The sequence below is a fragment of the Halomonas sp. G15 genome (assembly GCF_021282295.1).
In the GTDB taxonomy this organism is placed as follows: domain Bacteria; phylum Pseudomonadota; class Gammaproteobacteria; order Pseudomonadales; family Halomonadaceae; genus Halomonas; species Halomonas alimentaria.
Map to the genome: position 1 here is coordinate 1 of NZ_JAJSPA010000058.1, position 14948 is coordinate 14948.

12 protein-coding genes and 3 pseudogenes are annotated in these 14948 nt (G+C 59.4%); 9 read left to right on the top strand and 6 right to left on the bottom strand.

What is annotated here, in order from left to right; translation table 11 throughout:
- Positions 1-98: 98 nt before the first annotated feature.
- Positions 99-644, bottom strand: a complete 546-nt coding sequence (locus tag LWH48_RS17150; protein ID WP_232913522.1) for a type II toxin-antitoxin system YhaV family toxin — start codon at positions 642-644, stop codon at positions 99-101.
- A complete protein-coding gene (locus LWH48_RS17155; RefSeq protein ID WP_232913523.1) occupies positions 641-973 on the bottom strand; it encodes a type II toxin-antitoxin system PrlF family antitoxin in 333 nt (110 codons plus the stop codon). Before LWH48_RS17155 ends, LWH48_RS17150 begins: the two co-directional genes overlap by 4 nt.
- 355 nt (positions 974-1328) lie before the next feature.
- Here LWH48_RS17155 and LWH48_RS17160 point away from each other — a divergent pair.
- Positions 1329-1586 (top strand): annotated as a pseudogene (locus LWH48_RS17160) (transposase); the annotation flags it as partial.
- A 516-nt stretch (positions 1587-2102) separates the two neighbouring features.
- Here LWH48_RS17160 and LWH48_RS17165 read toward each other — a convergent pair.
- On the bottom strand, positions 2103-2357 hold the full coding sequence (locus LWH48_RS17165) for a hypothetical protein (RefSeq protein WP_232913525.1): 255 nt from the start codon (positions 2355-2357) through the stop codon (positions 2103-2105).
- Positions 2358-2454: 97 nt separating this feature from the next.
- On the opposite strand from LWH48_RS17165, the pseudogene LWH48_RS17170 reads away from it, so the two are divergent.
- Positions 2455-3603 (top strand): annotated as a pseudogene (locus LWH48_RS17170) (IS3 family transposase).
- Between the two features lie 97 nt (positions 3604-3700).
- Here the strand turns inward: LWH48_RS17170 and LWH48_RS18465 are convergent.
- The 3 genes and pseudogenes from LWH48_RS18465 to LWH48_RS17180 form a co-directional block, all read right to left on the bottom strand.
- Positions 3701-4219, bottom strand: a pseudogene (locus LWH48_RS18465) (IS110 family transposase); the annotation flags it as partial.
- A gap of 95 nt (positions 4220-4314) precedes the next feature.
- Complete coding sequence (locus tag LWH48_RS17175; protein WP_232913526.1) at positions 4315-4638, bottom strand: HigA family addiction module antitoxin; 324 nt, start codon at positions 4636-4638, stop codon at positions 4315-4317.
- Positions 4639-4643: 5 nt separating this feature from the next.
- Positions 4644-4934 (bottom strand): type II toxin-antitoxin system RelE/ParE family toxin, encoded by a 291-nt coding sequence (locus LWH48_RS17180; RefSeq protein WP_232913527.1) that lies wholly within the window; start codon positions 4932-4934, stop codon positions 4644-4646.
- Positions 4935-5355: 421 nt separating this feature from the next.
- Between LWH48_RS17180 and tnpA the strand changes: the two genes are divergently transcribed.
- The 7 genes from tnpA to LWH48_RS17210 all read left to right on the top strand — a co-directional run bounded on the left by tnpA (position 5356) and on the right by LWH48_RS17210 (position 14920).
- A complete protein-coding gene (gene tnpA / locus LWH48_RS18400) occupies positions 5356-5796 on the top strand; it encodes an IS66-like element accessory protein TnpA (protein WP_332875639.1) in 441 nt (146 codons plus the stop codon).
- Positions 5797-7099: 1303 nt separating this feature from the next.
- Positions 7100-7909 (top strand): hypothetical protein, encoded by an 810-nt coding sequence (locus LWH48_RS17185; RefSeq protein ID WP_232913528.1) that lies wholly within the window; start codon positions 7100-7102, stop codon positions 7907-7909.
- A gap of 108 nt (positions 7910-8017) precedes the next feature.
- Positions 8018-10375, top strand: coding sequence for a hypothetical protein (locus tag LWH48_RS17190; protein ID WP_232913529.1), 2358 nt, complete (start codon positions 8018-8020; stop codon positions 10373-10375).
- Positions 10366-12708, top strand: coding sequence for a tyrosine-type recombinase/integrase (locus tag LWH48_RS17195; RefSeq protein WP_232913530.1), 2343 nt, complete (start codon positions 10366-10368; stop codon positions 12706-12708). The genes LWH48_RS17190 and LWH48_RS17195 overlap by 10 nt, the downstream gene beginning before the upstream one ends.
- Before the next feature lie 375 nt (positions 12709-13083).
- Entirely contained in the window at positions 13084-13290 is a 207-nt protein-coding gene (locus LWH48_RS17200; protein WP_232913531.1) for a hypothetical protein, read from the top strand.
- Entirely contained in the window at positions 13287-13931 is a 645-nt protein-coding gene (locus tag LWH48_RS17205; RefSeq protein ID WP_232913532.1) for a hypothetical protein, read from the top strand. Before LWH48_RS17200 ends, LWH48_RS17205 begins: the two co-directional genes overlap by 4 nt.
- Positions 13928-14920: a DEAD/DEAH box helicase gene (locus LWH48_RS17210; RefSeq protein WP_232913533.1), complete on the top strand. Its 993-nt coding sequence runs from the start codon at positions 13928-13930 to the stop codon at positions 14918-14920. The genes LWH48_RS17205 and LWH48_RS17210 overlap by 4 nt, the downstream gene beginning before the upstream one ends.
- The last annotated feature ends 28 nt before the right edge of the window (positions 14921-14948 follow it).

Consider the following 14948-nt stretch of genomic DNA (forward strand, 5'->3'; position numbering starts at 1 on the left):
GTCATGCCCACCTCTACATAAAATACACTAATTACACTATACACCTCACAGAGGTAGTATCAAGAAAAAGCCGCCTGGAGGCGGCTTCTTATCAAAAATTACACACTTTCATGTGCTATATGTAACTTGAAGTACGAGGTTTGACGCGCATCTTGATCATCCTCTGCCCCCAGAAGCGTTTTGATGCGTTCGCCATCACTGATGGCCGCTCTCCACAAGTCATTCCAGCTATCCGGTGGGTTACCGTTCTTGAGCATCTTGCGGAAGACAGCATAAGCGTCCTGTTTGCTGTCATAGGCGCGCTTGGTGGATTCGTCGTTGACCCAGGCGTAGATGAGGATTTTGCTCGCAAGGTCGTAGCGAAAGAACAGCCGGTACTGCTGGTAAAACTTTGCCCGGCACCAATGGGTGTGCTCAGTCCCGAGGGTGTTTCCTTGGCGATACTGAGAGCCTGCCGGGTCTTGTGGAATGTCGTGCTTGGCCAGCTTCACAATCGCCGCCAGACGCTTGGTGGCCGGTTTGCTGCGATATCCGAGTGGATCCTTTTCCTGGAGTCGATTCACCTTCCTGGTGAGCGCATCGACCTGCTCCAGGAATAACGGATGTGCGTAGATCGTCCATCCGTGTATCTTCAGAGGACTCATGTGTCGTCGTCTTCTGGCAGTTCCTCATCGAGGTCTACCTCAATGCCTGCCGTCAGGCGTTCGGCCTCGGCAAAGGTGCTGGCAGAGACAGGACGAATATTTTCCGGGCGCTCCTGCAGATCGCGCTCAAGGAAGGCCAGGAAGCTGGCCATCACGGGATCTTGGCTGGACTCATTGCGGGCGCGAGTGAGCACCACTTCCCCATTGGGGCGAATCATGTAGTGAATCCGATCGCGGCGCTTCAGCTTCAGCGCACGACGAACCGATGCCGGAACGGTCGTCTGGTAGCGATCCGTCAGGGTGGAGTCATCCTCAATGGCCGTGCTCATGATTGGCCTCCGCTCAATGGCAATGCAACAGCAATGCACTTAAAGTAATGCGATTGCATTGCCTTGTCAAGGCAGGGAAAGCAATCAATCGGTCTCCGGCGCGACACCCTATTCTGGAGTAAGTGGCCGTTCTGGCGCGTCGTATCCCGAGGTGGCCTGATCTCCTACGCCGATTCCGTCATTCCCGAAGGAGAATCAGTCCCCCTGTCGAAGCGACGTCACTCTCGCTATCCTGCCTCGCAATGGCAGGCCTGGATTGACAAGCAGTCCTGCAGCGGTCAGTCCCAGCAAGTTGCGTATTCCGGGGCATCGTGACCGCCCGTTCCGATCTATCGTGACCGACCATTCCGGACCAACGTGCCACGAATGGTGGCCCAACCAGTACCGGCTGTTGCTCTCGGGGCTGGCCTACCTGCTCCTGGAGCGGCTGCGTCGGGTTTACCTCAGGCGCACCACCTTCGCCCAGGCCCAGGTCAACACCCTCCGCCTGAAGCTGCTAAAGATCGGCGCTGTCATCACCCGCAACACGCGCACCATTCGGCTGATGTTGAGCAGCCAGTACCCGGAGCAGGACCTCTTCCTGAAGCTGGCCAGCAAACTGGTGCCGGGATAGCGCCGCGGCGTGCTGTCCCCGGCACAGAAAACACATGGGGGTTGGGGGCAGTGCGTCCTGAACTCAGCAATTTGATCAATATGTAGCCAATTTCAGGCCCGGAGAGGGATTACACTCTCCGGGCCTGAAACCTGAGCACTTCTGGTCAGCCCGATGCAACATCCGGGCTGATATGTTTTGACCTGTCAAGGCTTGCACGGACTTCACATGTTGCACCTCCCGATGGCAGGCACCTTGGGGCAGGACAGGATCGGGCAGACTGCGACGGTGGATCATGCTGATATACGTGGGTTGGGTACCACCTGACTTCACTGCGTCGCGGAGCTTGCCTTTCTCTAGAAGCAGGGATCACTCGCCGGGAATGCCCTCAGGGATTATCCCGAACGAATGCCGGTTTAGCCCGGTCAAGGGTTCTCCACACCGGCCCGATCCTGCCCTGACTCAACGTGCCTGTTACCTCCATTAGCATGATTGCTGATGACTTGAATGCAATGCCAGCGTGGTGGCTACAGTCTGTCAAGCTGCCTGCGACTCGGGCATCACCCGGCAGACAATGTCCCAGATAAAGCCGGTCAGTTCGCGCGCCACAGCGACACACACAAGCTTGGTGTTTTTTCCTGACCGCGTCAGATCCCGGTAACGCCCGCACAGGCGCTTCTGGGCCTTCCAGGCAATGGCTCTGGCCTCCTCGGGTGCATTGGCCGCTTTGCGCTTCAAATGGCCGGTCTGGCGTGCCGGGAAGCGATAGCTCCAGGCCGACTCCACCAGCATTCGCCGGGCATGACTGTTACCGGTGAGTGTGATCTGAACTGGTCTAATTGGAGCGGACACCCCGGTAAGCCTCATACTGGAGGCATTGGAGGTGTTCATGACCAAGAAAACGCGACGTCGGTACTCCGACGAATTCAAGGCTGAGGCGGTCAACATGGTGCGAGGAGAGGGTTATGCCATCTCCGAGGCTGCCAGGCGGCTGGATATCGATCGCAGCCTGCTGGATCGCTGGTGTCGCCAGCAACGTGACCGGGAGGATGGTGTGACTGACGACCAGGCAGATGAGCGGGATGCCGAGATCATGAAACTTCGCGAAGAAGTTCGTAAGTTGCGGATTGAAAAGGAGGTTTTAAAAAAGGCCACGGCCTTCTTCGCGAGAGAGTCGAGCTGAGATACCAGTTCATCGAGTCGGAGAAGGCCTACTTCCCAGTGGCGGTGCTGTGCCGTGTCATGGACGTCAGCCGCAGTGGCTTCTATGCCTGGCGTCAGCGTGAACCCGATGAGCAGCGCCAGTGCCTGCACCGGGAGGTCAAGGACATCCACGATCAGAAACGTGGTAGCTATGGGAGCCGGCGAATGGCCAAGGAACTCCGTCGCAGAGGTCATACGGTCGGTCGTTATCAGGCGCGTAGCCTGATGCAGGAAGCCGGTGTTGCCTGCCGACAGCGTCGCCGCTACCGGCATACGACGGACAGTGACCACGGGCTGCCAGTGGCTCCCAACCTGCTCAAGCGGCAGTTCACGGTGCCTGAGCCCAATCAGGCGTGGGTGGCCGACATCACCGCCATCTGGACCCTGGAAGGCTGGTTGTACCTGGCGGCCGTGCTGGACCTCTACGACCGACAGGTCATCGGCTGGGCCATGGCCGACCACATGAAGACGTCACTCACCCTGGACGCCCTGGAGATGGCAATTGGCCGCCGGCGACCTCCCCGAGGCGTGCTCCACCACTCGGATCGCGGCAGCCAGTACGCCTCCCGTGCGTATCGTGAACGACTGGTTAAGCACGGGTTCCTGGCCTCCATGAGCCGCATCGAAGGGGAACTGTTGGGACAATGCGGTCATGGAGCGCTTCTTCGGCTCTCTAAAGAGCGAATGGCTGGAGGGGCAGCGGTACTGGACCCGCCTGTCAGCGAGGCGCGACGTCGTGACTTATATCGAGATGGAGTACAACAGCTGCCGGCTCCACTCGACCCTTGGCTACCACGCGCCGAGGGAGATCGAGAAAATCGCGGAAGCAGCTTAATAAAAGTGTCCGCTACGACTTGACCAGAACAATGGGTCTGGGTCCAGCGGGTACGGCCTTTAGGCCAGTGATGACCGTGGCGTAGCACAAAGGCGTTCAGCTGCTGGCGAGCCTTGCGCTCCTGAGCCTTCATGTCGTCACGTGCTCGGGTCAGGTCGCGCATGGCTTCCTGTTCGGTATCCGGAACCCAGACCGGCGTCAGGTCGCCACTGCGAGCCAGGCGCGCCAGTTTGATAGCATCACGCCGATCCGTCTTGATCCGCTCACCAGGTGCCTTCGGAATTCGCGAAGGCGCCACCACCTGGACGTCATGACCACTGGCCAGCAGTTGACGGTACAAGCCATAGCCGCAGGGGCCGGCTTCATAGACAAACTGGAGTAGGCCCCCGCCATACCGCTCACTGAGCTGTTGAATCTTGCGCTCGACCCGCTTGGGCGTATTGGCAATCTCACCTTCATAGCACGGCTCCTGCCGACCGGGTTCGGCCACGGCGATCGCCACTGTCTCCTTGTGGACATCCAGGCCTACGTACGCGGCATGAACTGTCGGTTGCGCCGTTTCGATAGAAGCGCCGGCGGTGTGAAGTGACGCGTGTTCAACGTTAAACTTGGTCATGACCTGCCCTCCTCAATGTGGCTCTGCTGTTGATGGATGTCCGTCCCCAACACTAACCCACGATCGTTGAGGACGGGCAGGTCAAAACATCATGTCTAGCCCCCGTCCGCCCCGATCGCCACCTCCAGCGGCTTAGCTTTCTCGATGCGTTCGCGTCGCTTAGCATCGTGAGTCGCTTCCCAGAGGTCCACCTTCTGCTGCAGGCTCAACCAGAACTGTGCAGAGTTACCGAAAACGCGGGATAGCATTAGCGCGGTATCAGCGGTGACAGCCCGCTTATTGCGGCACAGCTCGTTCACAAGCCGAGGGCTCACACCCATCTGGTCAGCAAGCTTGGTCTGAGTCAGTTCCAGCGGCTCAAGGAACTCATGGGCCAACATCTCCCCTATAGTCGTAGGCTTACGCTTGGTCTGAATCATGGCAATCACCTGTAAGCATGAGGGTCCAGATAAAGGTTGTGGGCTTTCTCGCCGTCCCATTCAAAGATCAGGCGATACTGCTTGTTGACTCGGATGGCGCATTTCCCTGCCAGCTTGCCCACTAAGTGCTCAAACCTATTCCCAAGCGGCACACGGAGGTCGTTCTCATCCACGGCGGCATCAATGATGTCGAGCTTGCGCGTCAGTGCCGACTTGATGACATCCGGAATCTTCTTGTTCCCCTTGCCGGTGACAAAGAAATCAGCTAACCATGGATCGCGAAAGCTTTGGATCATCCCTTTACCCCTTTTTATTCCATTATACCGCCACATGGAATGGTGCGTCAAGTTACGCCAGCCAGTCAATGTCTTCTCTTCCCCCTCTCACCTGGATGACCATCCCCTCACACCTTGGTCGGTGTAGGTACCCTGCGGATTCTGGATGGCGGGAGCCTATCAACGTCTAATTCTGAAATTCCATCACTGTGGCCACTTTCCGGTGATGCGATGAATAGGTAAGCGCTCCAGCAACCCCATCTTCTAGAACTGACTGGCGCCGGCCACATTGGTGACCTCTGATCATTGGAGGACACCATGAACAACCTGACCTCAACACAGGCTTTCTGGCTGGGCGTAACCGGCTGCTGAACACATCTTCCGCGGAAGGCGTTGGCCGGTGACATTAGGTGCCCACGTAACAATAGATGGGTACCTATTCATGACGTCCCCAAACACCGAGCGTGAGACCCGTCGCCGCCGTCGCTACGCCCCGTCGTTCAAGGCCAAGATCGTCGCGGCCTGCCTGCAGGGCGATACCTCCATTGCCCAGGTCGCCCTGCAGCATGGGCTCAACACCAACCTCGTCCAGACCTGGATCCGCAAGGCCAAGCGGCAGAGCCAGCTACCGGCAGTGCCGGACTTCGTCCCCGCCGGTGCCGCCAGCAGAGGCCAGCCTGCCAACACCGCCCTCCACCGCTGGCGAGATTTGCATCGAGCTGCCCTCATCACGGGGCACGATCACCGTGCGCCGGCGGTGGTGCCCGGTCGCTTACCATGGGCAAGATTCTGGCCAACCTGTCCATTCAGCACACCATGCAAACCTCAGCGTCGTTCCCCTACGCAGCATCAACTCAGGTGTGAGATTGAACAAAAGGGTTGACATCAGAAAATCACCATATAAGGTATAAGCAAGTCGCCATCGCACTGATCGGTGACAACCCGGTAGCTGGCCGGGCTAAACGAATCAGCAAGATTCCTGAACGGCCGGCAGCAACCATTGCTCTTCGCCGTACCAACTTTGACTCTGGTGGGTAACAGCCCGCATCAACAGTGTCAGAGCTAAAACTGCCTATCATGCCTCACTGGCATACGCCTGACGTACAGCTCGGCATGGATCTCTCCCTTATGGTGGTTGTGACGTGGCATTCTTTACGTCGGCATTTACCCTTTTATCCTGCTTACGCGAACCACAGAACGGCTACGATTCCATTGCCGTTTTCAGGCAGTTTGCAGTGATGTTGAGTGAATCTCCCCAGGCCTAGCCCACCCTCACTGCGGCGTGGACTGACGAGATCGCTGCGACCGCAGCGAGTGATCTGAACAAACAAATAAACCGGCTTATCACTCGATGTCGGTCAAATCAGCGGGTTAGCTGATTCGTCTTTGCCATCATGCGCCTGGCCCACCCAAGGGTGAGGCAAGGCGCTCCGCCAGATCGCTCATTCGCCACACCCCCTCAGTCGCCTTTCTTGTGATGATATCGGTCCCGCAAGGACCTTAAACTGCCTCAGAGCACCTCTGGGTACCTCGCCCTTCTCAGGCCACCGGTTGATCATTTTCACCGCTGGCACTCGCCGCTCGTGCGTGCAATGACGCTGCCACTCTGCCTGACGGCAGGGTGGCCTCGCGCCACTTCTCCATGCCCCGCCCCTTCCCTGCCACTTGCGACTCACCGCATCGGCCCACGGGATCACGGGACGCATCATCATGTCTGCCAGCCCCCACCTGATCAGCGACGGTATGGACCACAGGACCAACCGTCATGCCATCCGTCTATCCACTCGTTGGTGACGACGTCCCCCTCCCTGGCACCTGTTGTCCCAGCTCACCTGACGGCGCGAGCCAACCAGCAGGTCTGATGAATGGCCCGCCTCGGAACTGGCCAGTGCCGGCGTGGGCGTCCGGCCCAGGGAACCGTATGTGAAAAAAAATTTGCTGCGCCGTCACAAAACCCAACTCGGTGACCCCTGTATAGAAGTACGCCACATCAGAAGGACACCCTCATGAGCATTGTTCACCGTCGCCGCCAGCGTCTGCCAGACGCGACCCATACCCCAGACCCTGCCGAGGCCACGCTGGCTCGAGGCGCTCTGTCCGCCCGCCATGTGTCGGGAGAGCGACGTCTTCACCACCCCTCCTGGGGGCTTGCCCCTTATATCAAATAGGCAACGGGAGAGAACGACATGCAGATCGCGAAACGTCCGATCCATAAAAGCGCCTGGGGCACACCGGTCGAGATCAGGGTCGTTGAGGTGAGCGACTGCGCGGAGATCCGCGCCCACGCCTCACCGTATGGAGGCACAGCCCTTGAGCTCGACACGACACCCTATTTTCTGGATGGGGGTGGCCAGGAGCTAGAGCTCATCAACCCATCTGTCGTGGTTCGTGAGCTCGAGCAGTATGGCGCCCCCGGTGTACGCAGCATTGTGGGCCATGTGATCGATCGAGCAGCACTGAAACCCGGCGAGGAAAAATTCTGGGGATTCTATTTGGGAAAAATTGTCCCAGCCTGCCTGGGCAGCAACGAAAAGGGAGAGCAAAAACGTCTCAGACAATCTTGCATCCAGACACTATTGAAGCACGATACGCTGCTCGACTTCGTCACTCATGTCGTTCTGCCAGGGGAAGATATGGCGAAACCGAATGCCTATAAAAAGCTTTTCAACAATGCATTTTCAAACCGGACCATTGAGCATGATATGACCGCATTACGAAAGAAGGGGATCCTTCCGACATCGGATGCAGCACATAGGAAAAAAGCACACGCCACGTCAGAGGAAAAGTCAGAGAACACAACAATCTCAGCTAAAGATGGCGAGGAAAAATGCGACAACGTAAAGAATGAAAGAGACGAAAAAACGTCACAAAATACAATGAATTCAATCCCAAAGGAAGAGTTTATTGACCCGGACAGTGAGGATCAGAACATCACACCATCGTATCAACATCATATTAACACAGTGATTAATAAACATCTGGGACTTAATCTATAAACCATCCGCACCATGGATCTCGTGGTGTAGCCATACGCTGCTGAACATCGGACAATGGCGCACTGATGTGATCCATGGATTTTCTCATACGTTGGCAAGGAGGCTTGAATGAACAAGACGCCGCAACCCCCTGGGTGGATCATCGAGCGATATGAGCGGATCGTCGATTCCCATGGCATGGAGGCCTCCCTGCGCCCCCTTTTCATGGGAGTCATCAGTGAGATGCTCCCCCCACCCACACGTCCCGATCTACAGCAGGCGGCTGAGCTGTATGCCCAGGACCATGCGATGCCGATACCGGCAGAGTTAGTCACCGCCTTTGACAATCTTACGTCACTGTCGTCGACCCCCTGTACCACGACGGGAACTCAATACCCGCTCTGGTATGCGCTGAGCCAGCCACGATTCCTCAATCGGCACCACGAGGACGCGCTCACGGCCAGACGCTTGCTCAGAGATTGGTTCACCCCCGTCATCCGCGGCGCCGTGCCCGGCATCTATGGCACCCAGGTCCGCCATGTCCGCGACATCCTGGTTCTGGTGCTGGATCATGCCGAGCTACATGGGATGTCGCTTTCAAGCTATGACGACGTCATTCGCATCATGGGGCATCCCGTGATGCAGACGCAGCGGCAGGATGCGAGTCGCCAATACCAGACACTGTATGAGCTGTACGAGGAGCAACGGCGTCCCGGTATACGTGTCGGTGCCGACCTCTCCGGTTACCAGCGATCACGTCGCGTCTCTCAGCGCCCCAGAAAACTCAACGGTTACCAGGTATCACGTCGTGAACAGATCGCCGATGCGCCACTCGCCCCACAGCGCCGGGTCACGGATACCCCCAGCAGGGACCGGGCCTCGGACGAGGGTCAACTCGACAAGGAACTGAGCGAACGCGGCTATCGGTATGCCCGTCACACCGCACCACATCGTGAGACGGCCGATACCCCCGACCAGACCATCCCCGTGATCGAGCGATCTACACCCTCCCAGCTGACCCCCGCCGACGACCGCCGCGCGGCGCGCCAGGCGGTGCAGATGGCCGCGACCCAGACATTGGCCACGCAGGAAGACGTCCATCGACTGACACCAGGGCAAATCCGGCAGGTTCTCAGCCTCGACCTGCCGCCCGCCGAATGGGCCCTGACACGGTTGCTGCTGGTCACGGGTATGCCCGTCCGTCGCCTGGTCACCCTGCAGCGCAAATCTCATGACAGCGCGCCAACCGACGATGACCCTGCTGACCCTCCTCGATGGCATCCGACCTCGGCCACCTGGCGCTACCGACTCCGGGATGGGCCCAGCCCGGGACAAGACGGCGGCACCGCACACCAGTGGGTGACACTGGGTTTGCCTACCGAGGTGAATGACGCCCTGCTCAGCGTGGACGAAGAGACGCCGTTGGCCGGCAGCGTTGCCCACCTGAATCGAAGGCTTAAGCGACACTTTCGGGACGCGCCAGGCCTCACCCCCACGGCCGAGCGACTTGCGGCAACGTCGCCACTGCTCATGGGCAGCCTGGCCCGTGACAACCACTCCCTACTGACGTTGAGAGGCGAGTATGGCCTGCTCCATTCAGCTCCCGCCGCCTACCGACAGTTAGACCGGGACCCGCTGCAGCAGCTGTTCGACGCCGGCATGACCCGATGTGAGGTCCTGACGCCCTCGTCACCACCGGCGCTCGCCAGCAGCGACTATGTGGGATCCAGCCGAGCCCTGGCCGCCTCGGCCTGGCAACCGTGGACGACTCGCCTGCAAGACGCCATCGAGCAAGCCCGTGAGCCACTGGAAACGTGGTTGCGACCGGATCCCCTGCCTATCGCGTCAGTCGTCGACTATGTCCAACTGACTGCCGCCTATGCCTATCTCGGATGGCTGTTGGCAACTGGCGCGAGGCCCGCTTCCGCGAATGCGCAAGGCATGATCACGGGCACTCGGGCCTGGATCCGTGACAAGGGGTCGCGCCGGGGCACAGAGAGCCGAGTCATTCCTGTTGACGCTAGCATCCTGCAACAACTGGCGTCACACAGAACACTGGTGGAGAAGACGATCCTGCTGATGGAACGACACCACACCCCGATCGATGACCAGCGACGCACCGACCAGCAGTGGCCGACCTGGATCTACCTGACGCATCACCGTCAGCCCCAGTGTCGGATTCGCGCGATTCACCACGGCGACTTCCGGCAGGTGCTATCCAGACTGCTCAACACTGAGCCCCTGTCAGAGGCGCTGCTGCCGGCTGATAACGCCACACGGCACAGCCTGACGACGGCGCTGTATCGGGCCATCCCGGAGGCTGAGCTGGACGCGCATGCCGGCCACGCCAGGATAGGCCGCGACCGGACCCATCCCCGGGCCAACGTATCCCTCTATCAAAGCCAGGCCTGTCAGCAACATATCAGCGCATGGCTGAAGGCCACCGGCTACCAAGTCCTGAATATGGAGACAACACCATGGCAATGACGCTGTCGACGCCCCTACTCATGGGGCAGTTGGTGACCCTCGGCGCAACGGTGTGCCGGGCACAGCGGCGTGACGAGACCGAGCGATTACTCGATATGATCATGGCGTATCAAGCAGAGGGACGTCTGGCACTCAAGAGCGACCAGGTCGACGCACTGGTCTCTGCCTATCGCGATGCTCGCAAGGCCGCGGGACAGTCCTACCGACTGGCCGATTGCCGCCGGCGCGTGACAGAGGTGCTCGAGGCACTCAATGAACTCCCCTACTGCCATAATGTCTTGCCCACCACCCCACAGCCGCTGCATCGTCCGACGGCGATGCCCCAGCGGGGCGAGCAATTACAGGATATCGAGGAAGCCAAGTCGCTCCGTGCCGGTCTTTTGCAGTGGTGTCGTGAAAGTGAACATCCCGATGGCTGGCTACTGACGATGGCGCTGTCGCTGGCGTCGCGACTGGGCATGGGGGAGCGCGTCATCGTCTCGACGCTGGCCATGCTGCGCTATGAGATGGTGGCGAAGGATTCCTGGCTGTCGATTCCGACGCAACCCATCGAGTTACCCCAGGTGGGACGCTACGCCCTGCAGGTACCGCATGATGTCTGGCAGGCACTGCGTGCCATCCGGGCTCGGGCACCATCCCGGGCCCCTGACACGCTGCTGGTATTCTCAGCGCGAGAGGCTGAGAAACCCTTGCACAAGCGTGAATCGGTAGTGCGCCAACGTCTGAACAAGGCGTACCAGGCCTACCAAAAAGCGTCCCGACGCGAGGGCTCACTACTCATGCCGCGTCACTGCATGAGCTGGTATACCCTGGCACGAGCGGCACGCTATCTCCCGGTGTTTGCCAAGGTGCCGCCGCTATGGGCCACACTGCTGACCCGCTACCCATTACCCACCAGCACCACCCGCACGCTGCTGGGCAGCTCTCGGTGGGAAGACGAACCGGATACGCTCAATACCACCCGTACCAAAATGCCTGTCATCGCCCAAGCACCGGAAGCCCTGACACGCCCTGCCGGGAGCTGGGAGCGACCGACGGCATCGCTGCCCGACGACTGGGCACGTCAATTGAAAAACACCATCAACCAGTGTCTCAATGCCATCCTTTCCGAAGTCGGCACGCCCTATACCAAAGCCGCGCACCGACAGAGGACCGAAACCATCATCACTCGCTACCAGCGGCACGTCACCGAGTTAACCAACACCGAAACCAGTTATGTGCATCTGCTGCTGGATTGGGCCTATGACCTGCTCTGCTGTCAGAAGGCCTACAAGTGGAGTACGGTCAGGACGTATCTTTCTCGGCTGAGTCATATGAGCATTCTCGAAAACCCCGCCATTCTGGATCTGCAAGAGTGGGATGATGATACCGTCGAAGATATTCAGCTAACGTTGCTGCAGGAGATACGCCTGGAAGCCAGCACACGCGCTGACACCTTGATGCTACTCCGGCGTTTCTTCTCGTTTTGTACCGAGTTGGGTCTTCTGGACGGACTGCATTTGCCGCAGGCGAACATCGACGTCCCCATGAGTACGCTGCGCACGGAGATCATCTCCCCGCGTGATGCCGAGCTGATCTGGAAACAGTTGACCCATGCCGGCGTCATCGGCTCCACCAACCAGATGTATGCGCTGATGCTGGCACTGGGCTGCTATGGCGGGCTGCGCATCGGCGAAGTCGCCAACCTGACCCTGGCAGATATTCAGATCGAGCCCTGGGTAGGATTTTCCGATGACTTCATGAATGACGCGATGTCAGATATCGCGCCAATGGATGGCGCGACAGCCTGCTGGATCATCGTGAGAGGCGGAAAGACGCCTGCTGCCAGACGGCGCGTTCCATTCCATGTGCTGGCTTGCCGGGACGTCATTCCCACCCTGAATGATTGGATACAGGAACGCCGCCGACAATGTCCCGCGTTACCACTGAAAGATATCGCGCTTTTCGGGCCTAGGGGACAGCCGGATGCGTACAGCAAGGAGGCAATTGGACGCGCTATCCTGCCGATACTCAAGGACGGCTTAGGGCAACGCATCGATTTCCACAGTCTGCGTCATGCCGCGGTCAGTTGGCTGTTGCTGAGACTACACGCCGCCCAGCACCACGACTTTGCTGAAAGCTTATCGTATCGTTTTGATGAGTTGCTTCAGGTCGACCGCTGCCAGGAAGTGCTGGATCACTTCTGCTCAGCTGGAGGTGATGGCATTCTGCAGCGAGGCAATCTTTACGAAGCGGTGGCCAAGTGGATCGGTCATCGCCACTCCGGCACGACGCTTCTGCACTATGCTCATACGCTGTCGATCATCCATTCCGACATCCTGAAGCGATCTTGATGACAGCACCTCGTGTCAGATTATATGTGCCGGTGACCCGCCCCTGCGTGACAAGTAGACGATCACCATGAAGCGATCCCCGGTGGTGGGGGGAGTATGGAGCGCTGGTCGCTTTACAAGCCAATAGCTCGCTGCTACTGTATGAATGTCGAGTCAATTGCTCGAACGGGATTGACAGCCCGAAAACACAAAGGCGCACTAGCGCCACTGATATGGTAGGCGCATTTCTGTGTCTGCCATGACTATGGCGGCGGTGCGTGGGAGACCCTAGGGTCTGCCGGGTTCCTTTGTGTCCGGTCTGTCAACCCGCGTGCCGTCGCCTCCATTGATTGACAGCAATGTGGGCGACTTCATATCACAAAGGAAGTCACACCCATGATTTACCCCATCCCTCTCCCCCACCGCAGCAATCGCCGGGCGCGTGCTGCCGCCCACCGCGCCATGGCCATAGCCGCGCTTACCTCCAACAGCAGCCTGGGGGTGCGTTACCGCCGCTACCACGCCCATATGCGCAAGGCCGAGGCGCTCTCCCGCGCCGCCGATGCAATCGCCCTGGAGGTGGTGCAGGAGGTCAGCGAATGAGCCCGCGTGTCGATGCCGCCACTACCCTGCCCTGCCCGCAACGACGCAGCAGCGATCCGTTGTATCGCATGATCGCCGAAGCGCTCGACCATCAATTGCTGTGTCATGCCGAGGCCGATGCCAGCTTCACCATTCCCGAAGTACGCGATCAGTTGCTCAAGTTGCCGGAACTGGAGGACATTGACCCTATCCAGCTGCGTTATCGCGTTCGCGACAGGCTGCGTACCCTGGAGACCCACCAGCTGGTCAGAGAGATCGGGGTGCGTGGAAAGAACCGGCCACTCTACCGAATGCAGCTGGATGGGACTGCGCATCACGATGAAGGCTCGGCCAGTTCTGCCACCCCACATGATGCCGGCGCCCCCTCCTCCTCACCACCTGACTCACTGCTCGCGCATCTGGAGCAGGAACGCCATCGCCTACAGACCGCCATGCAGGTCGCCATCAGCGAGGCGGAGCACTACAAGCGCCTTATCACGGCATTCCCCGACGCCCGTCGACAGATCTCGCCACTGCTGGAGAGCGCTATCGAGCGCAGCGGACGCCTGCAGGGTCAGTGGGACGCCAATCTGAAGGTAAGGCAGACACTCAAATCGATGGTGATTACCACTGGCAAGGCTGTCGAGGAGGGGCACTCATGAAACTCCCTTCCTCACCCCAAGACACTGGCCGCGAGCCCTTGCCTCCGCTGCGCCCCTGGCAGTCAGCATGCCTCGATCAGGCGCTTGAGACGTTATCGCCCCGGCATCCTCACTTCCTCTGCCAGGCCACGCCGGGAGCCGGCAAGATGCGTCTGGCCGCCGAACTGGCCAAGGCGTTGATGGCACGAGGGGATATTGACCATGTGCTGTACTGCGGTCCTACCCGGGCCGTGGTGAAAGCCGCTGTCGAGACGCTACAGGCGGTACTCGATCGCCCCATGCACGGCCAACTCGGCGCCGCCGGTGCAGGGTTGACCTATCACGCGCTCCCCGGACGCCTGGACGCCCTCAAGCATCTTGGCCATCGCTACCGGGTTCTGCTGATCTGGGACGAGAGCCACCATGCCGCCGGGCATATCGGCGGTGAGGGTCCCAACCAGTGGGGCATGGCGTTGATGGCGCTGGAACGCCAGATGACCTACACCATGGCCCTGTCGGGCACGCCATGGCGCACCGATGGCAGCTGCCTGCCGCTGCTGCGCTATCTCGAGGTGGCCGATGCTCCACCTGAGTCCGAAGCGACGTTGCCTGCCTATCCGGCAGGTTCAGCCAAAAGCGGCTCGGCTGCCTCGACAACTCAGATGCTGCTGCCTGACTTCGTGTATACCCTGCAAGACGCCATCCGTGACGGGGTCTGCCGTTATCCGCGCGTACAGCTGGTTGATAACCGTGCCATCGAACTGACGGGCTTTCATCCTCGCACCGGACGACGGGAAACGCATTCCTATACCAGCATTCCCCAGCTGCTGCGCCACCCCGCCATCGACTATGGCAGCCTGGTCCGCCTGGATGCGCCCATGCAGCGCGTGCTGAACCTCAGTCGCGAGCAGCAGGGAAAACGCATGAAAAACCCTACACCGCGAGAATGTCTGCGAGGTAGGTCTCATCCAGCGCGGCTTTCTTCTGCTTTCGCCGAATACCGCCTTTGAAACGGGTCTCCCCTTTCAGGTAATTCAA

What these genes read in the sequence shown, in the direction of transcription:
- LWH48_RS17150 (WP_232913522.1), bottom strand. Translation starts at nt 644, where the DNA reads ATGAGTCCTCTGAAGATACACGGATGGACGATCTACGCACATCCGTTA.
- LWH48_RS17155 (WP_232913523.1), bottom strand. Translation starts at nt 973, where the DNA reads ATGAGCACGGCCATTGAGGATGACTCCACCCTGACGGATCGCTACCAG.
- LWH48_RS17165 (WP_232913525.1), bottom strand. Translation starts at nt 2,357, where the DNA reads ATGCTGGTGGAGTCGGCCTGGAGCTATCGCTTCCCGGCACGCCAGACC.
- LWH48_RS17175 (WP_232913526.1), bottom strand. Translation starts at nt 4,638, where the DNA reads ATGATTCAGACCAAGCGTAAGCCTACGACTATAGGGGAGATGTTGGCC.
- LWH48_RS17180 (WP_232913527.1), bottom strand. Translation starts at nt 4,934, where the DNA reads ATGATCCAAAGCTTTCGCGATCCATGGTTAGCTGATTTCTTTGTCACC.
- tnpA (WP_332875639.1), top strand. Translation starts at nt 5,356, where the DNA reads ATGACGTCCCCAAACACCGAGCGTGAGACCCGTCGCCGCCGTCGCTAC.
- LWH48_RS17185 (WP_232913528.1), top strand. Translation starts at nt 7,100, where the DNA reads ATGCAGATCGCGAAACGTCCGATCCATAAAAGCGCCTGGGGCACACCG.
- LWH48_RS17190 (WP_232913529.1), top strand. Translation starts at nt 8,018, where the DNA reads ATGAACAAGACGCCGCAACCCCCTGGGTGGATCATCGAGCGATATGAG.
- LWH48_RS17195 (WP_232913530.1), top strand. Translation starts at nt 10,366, where the DNA reads ATGGCAATGACGCTGTCGACGCCCCTACTCATGGGGCAGTTGGTGACC.
- LWH48_RS17200 (WP_232913531.1), top strand. Translation starts at nt 13,084, where the DNA reads ATGATTTACCCCATCCCTCTCCCCCACCGCAGCAATCGCCGGGCGCGT.
- LWH48_RS17205 (WP_232913532.1), top strand. Translation starts at nt 13,287, where the DNA reads ATGAGCCCGCGTGTCGATGCCGCCACTACCCTGCCCTGCCCGCAACGA.
- LWH48_RS17210 (WP_232913533.1), top strand. Translation starts at nt 13,928, where the DNA reads ATGAAACTCCCTTCCTCACCCCAAGACACTGGCCGCGAGCCCTTGCCT.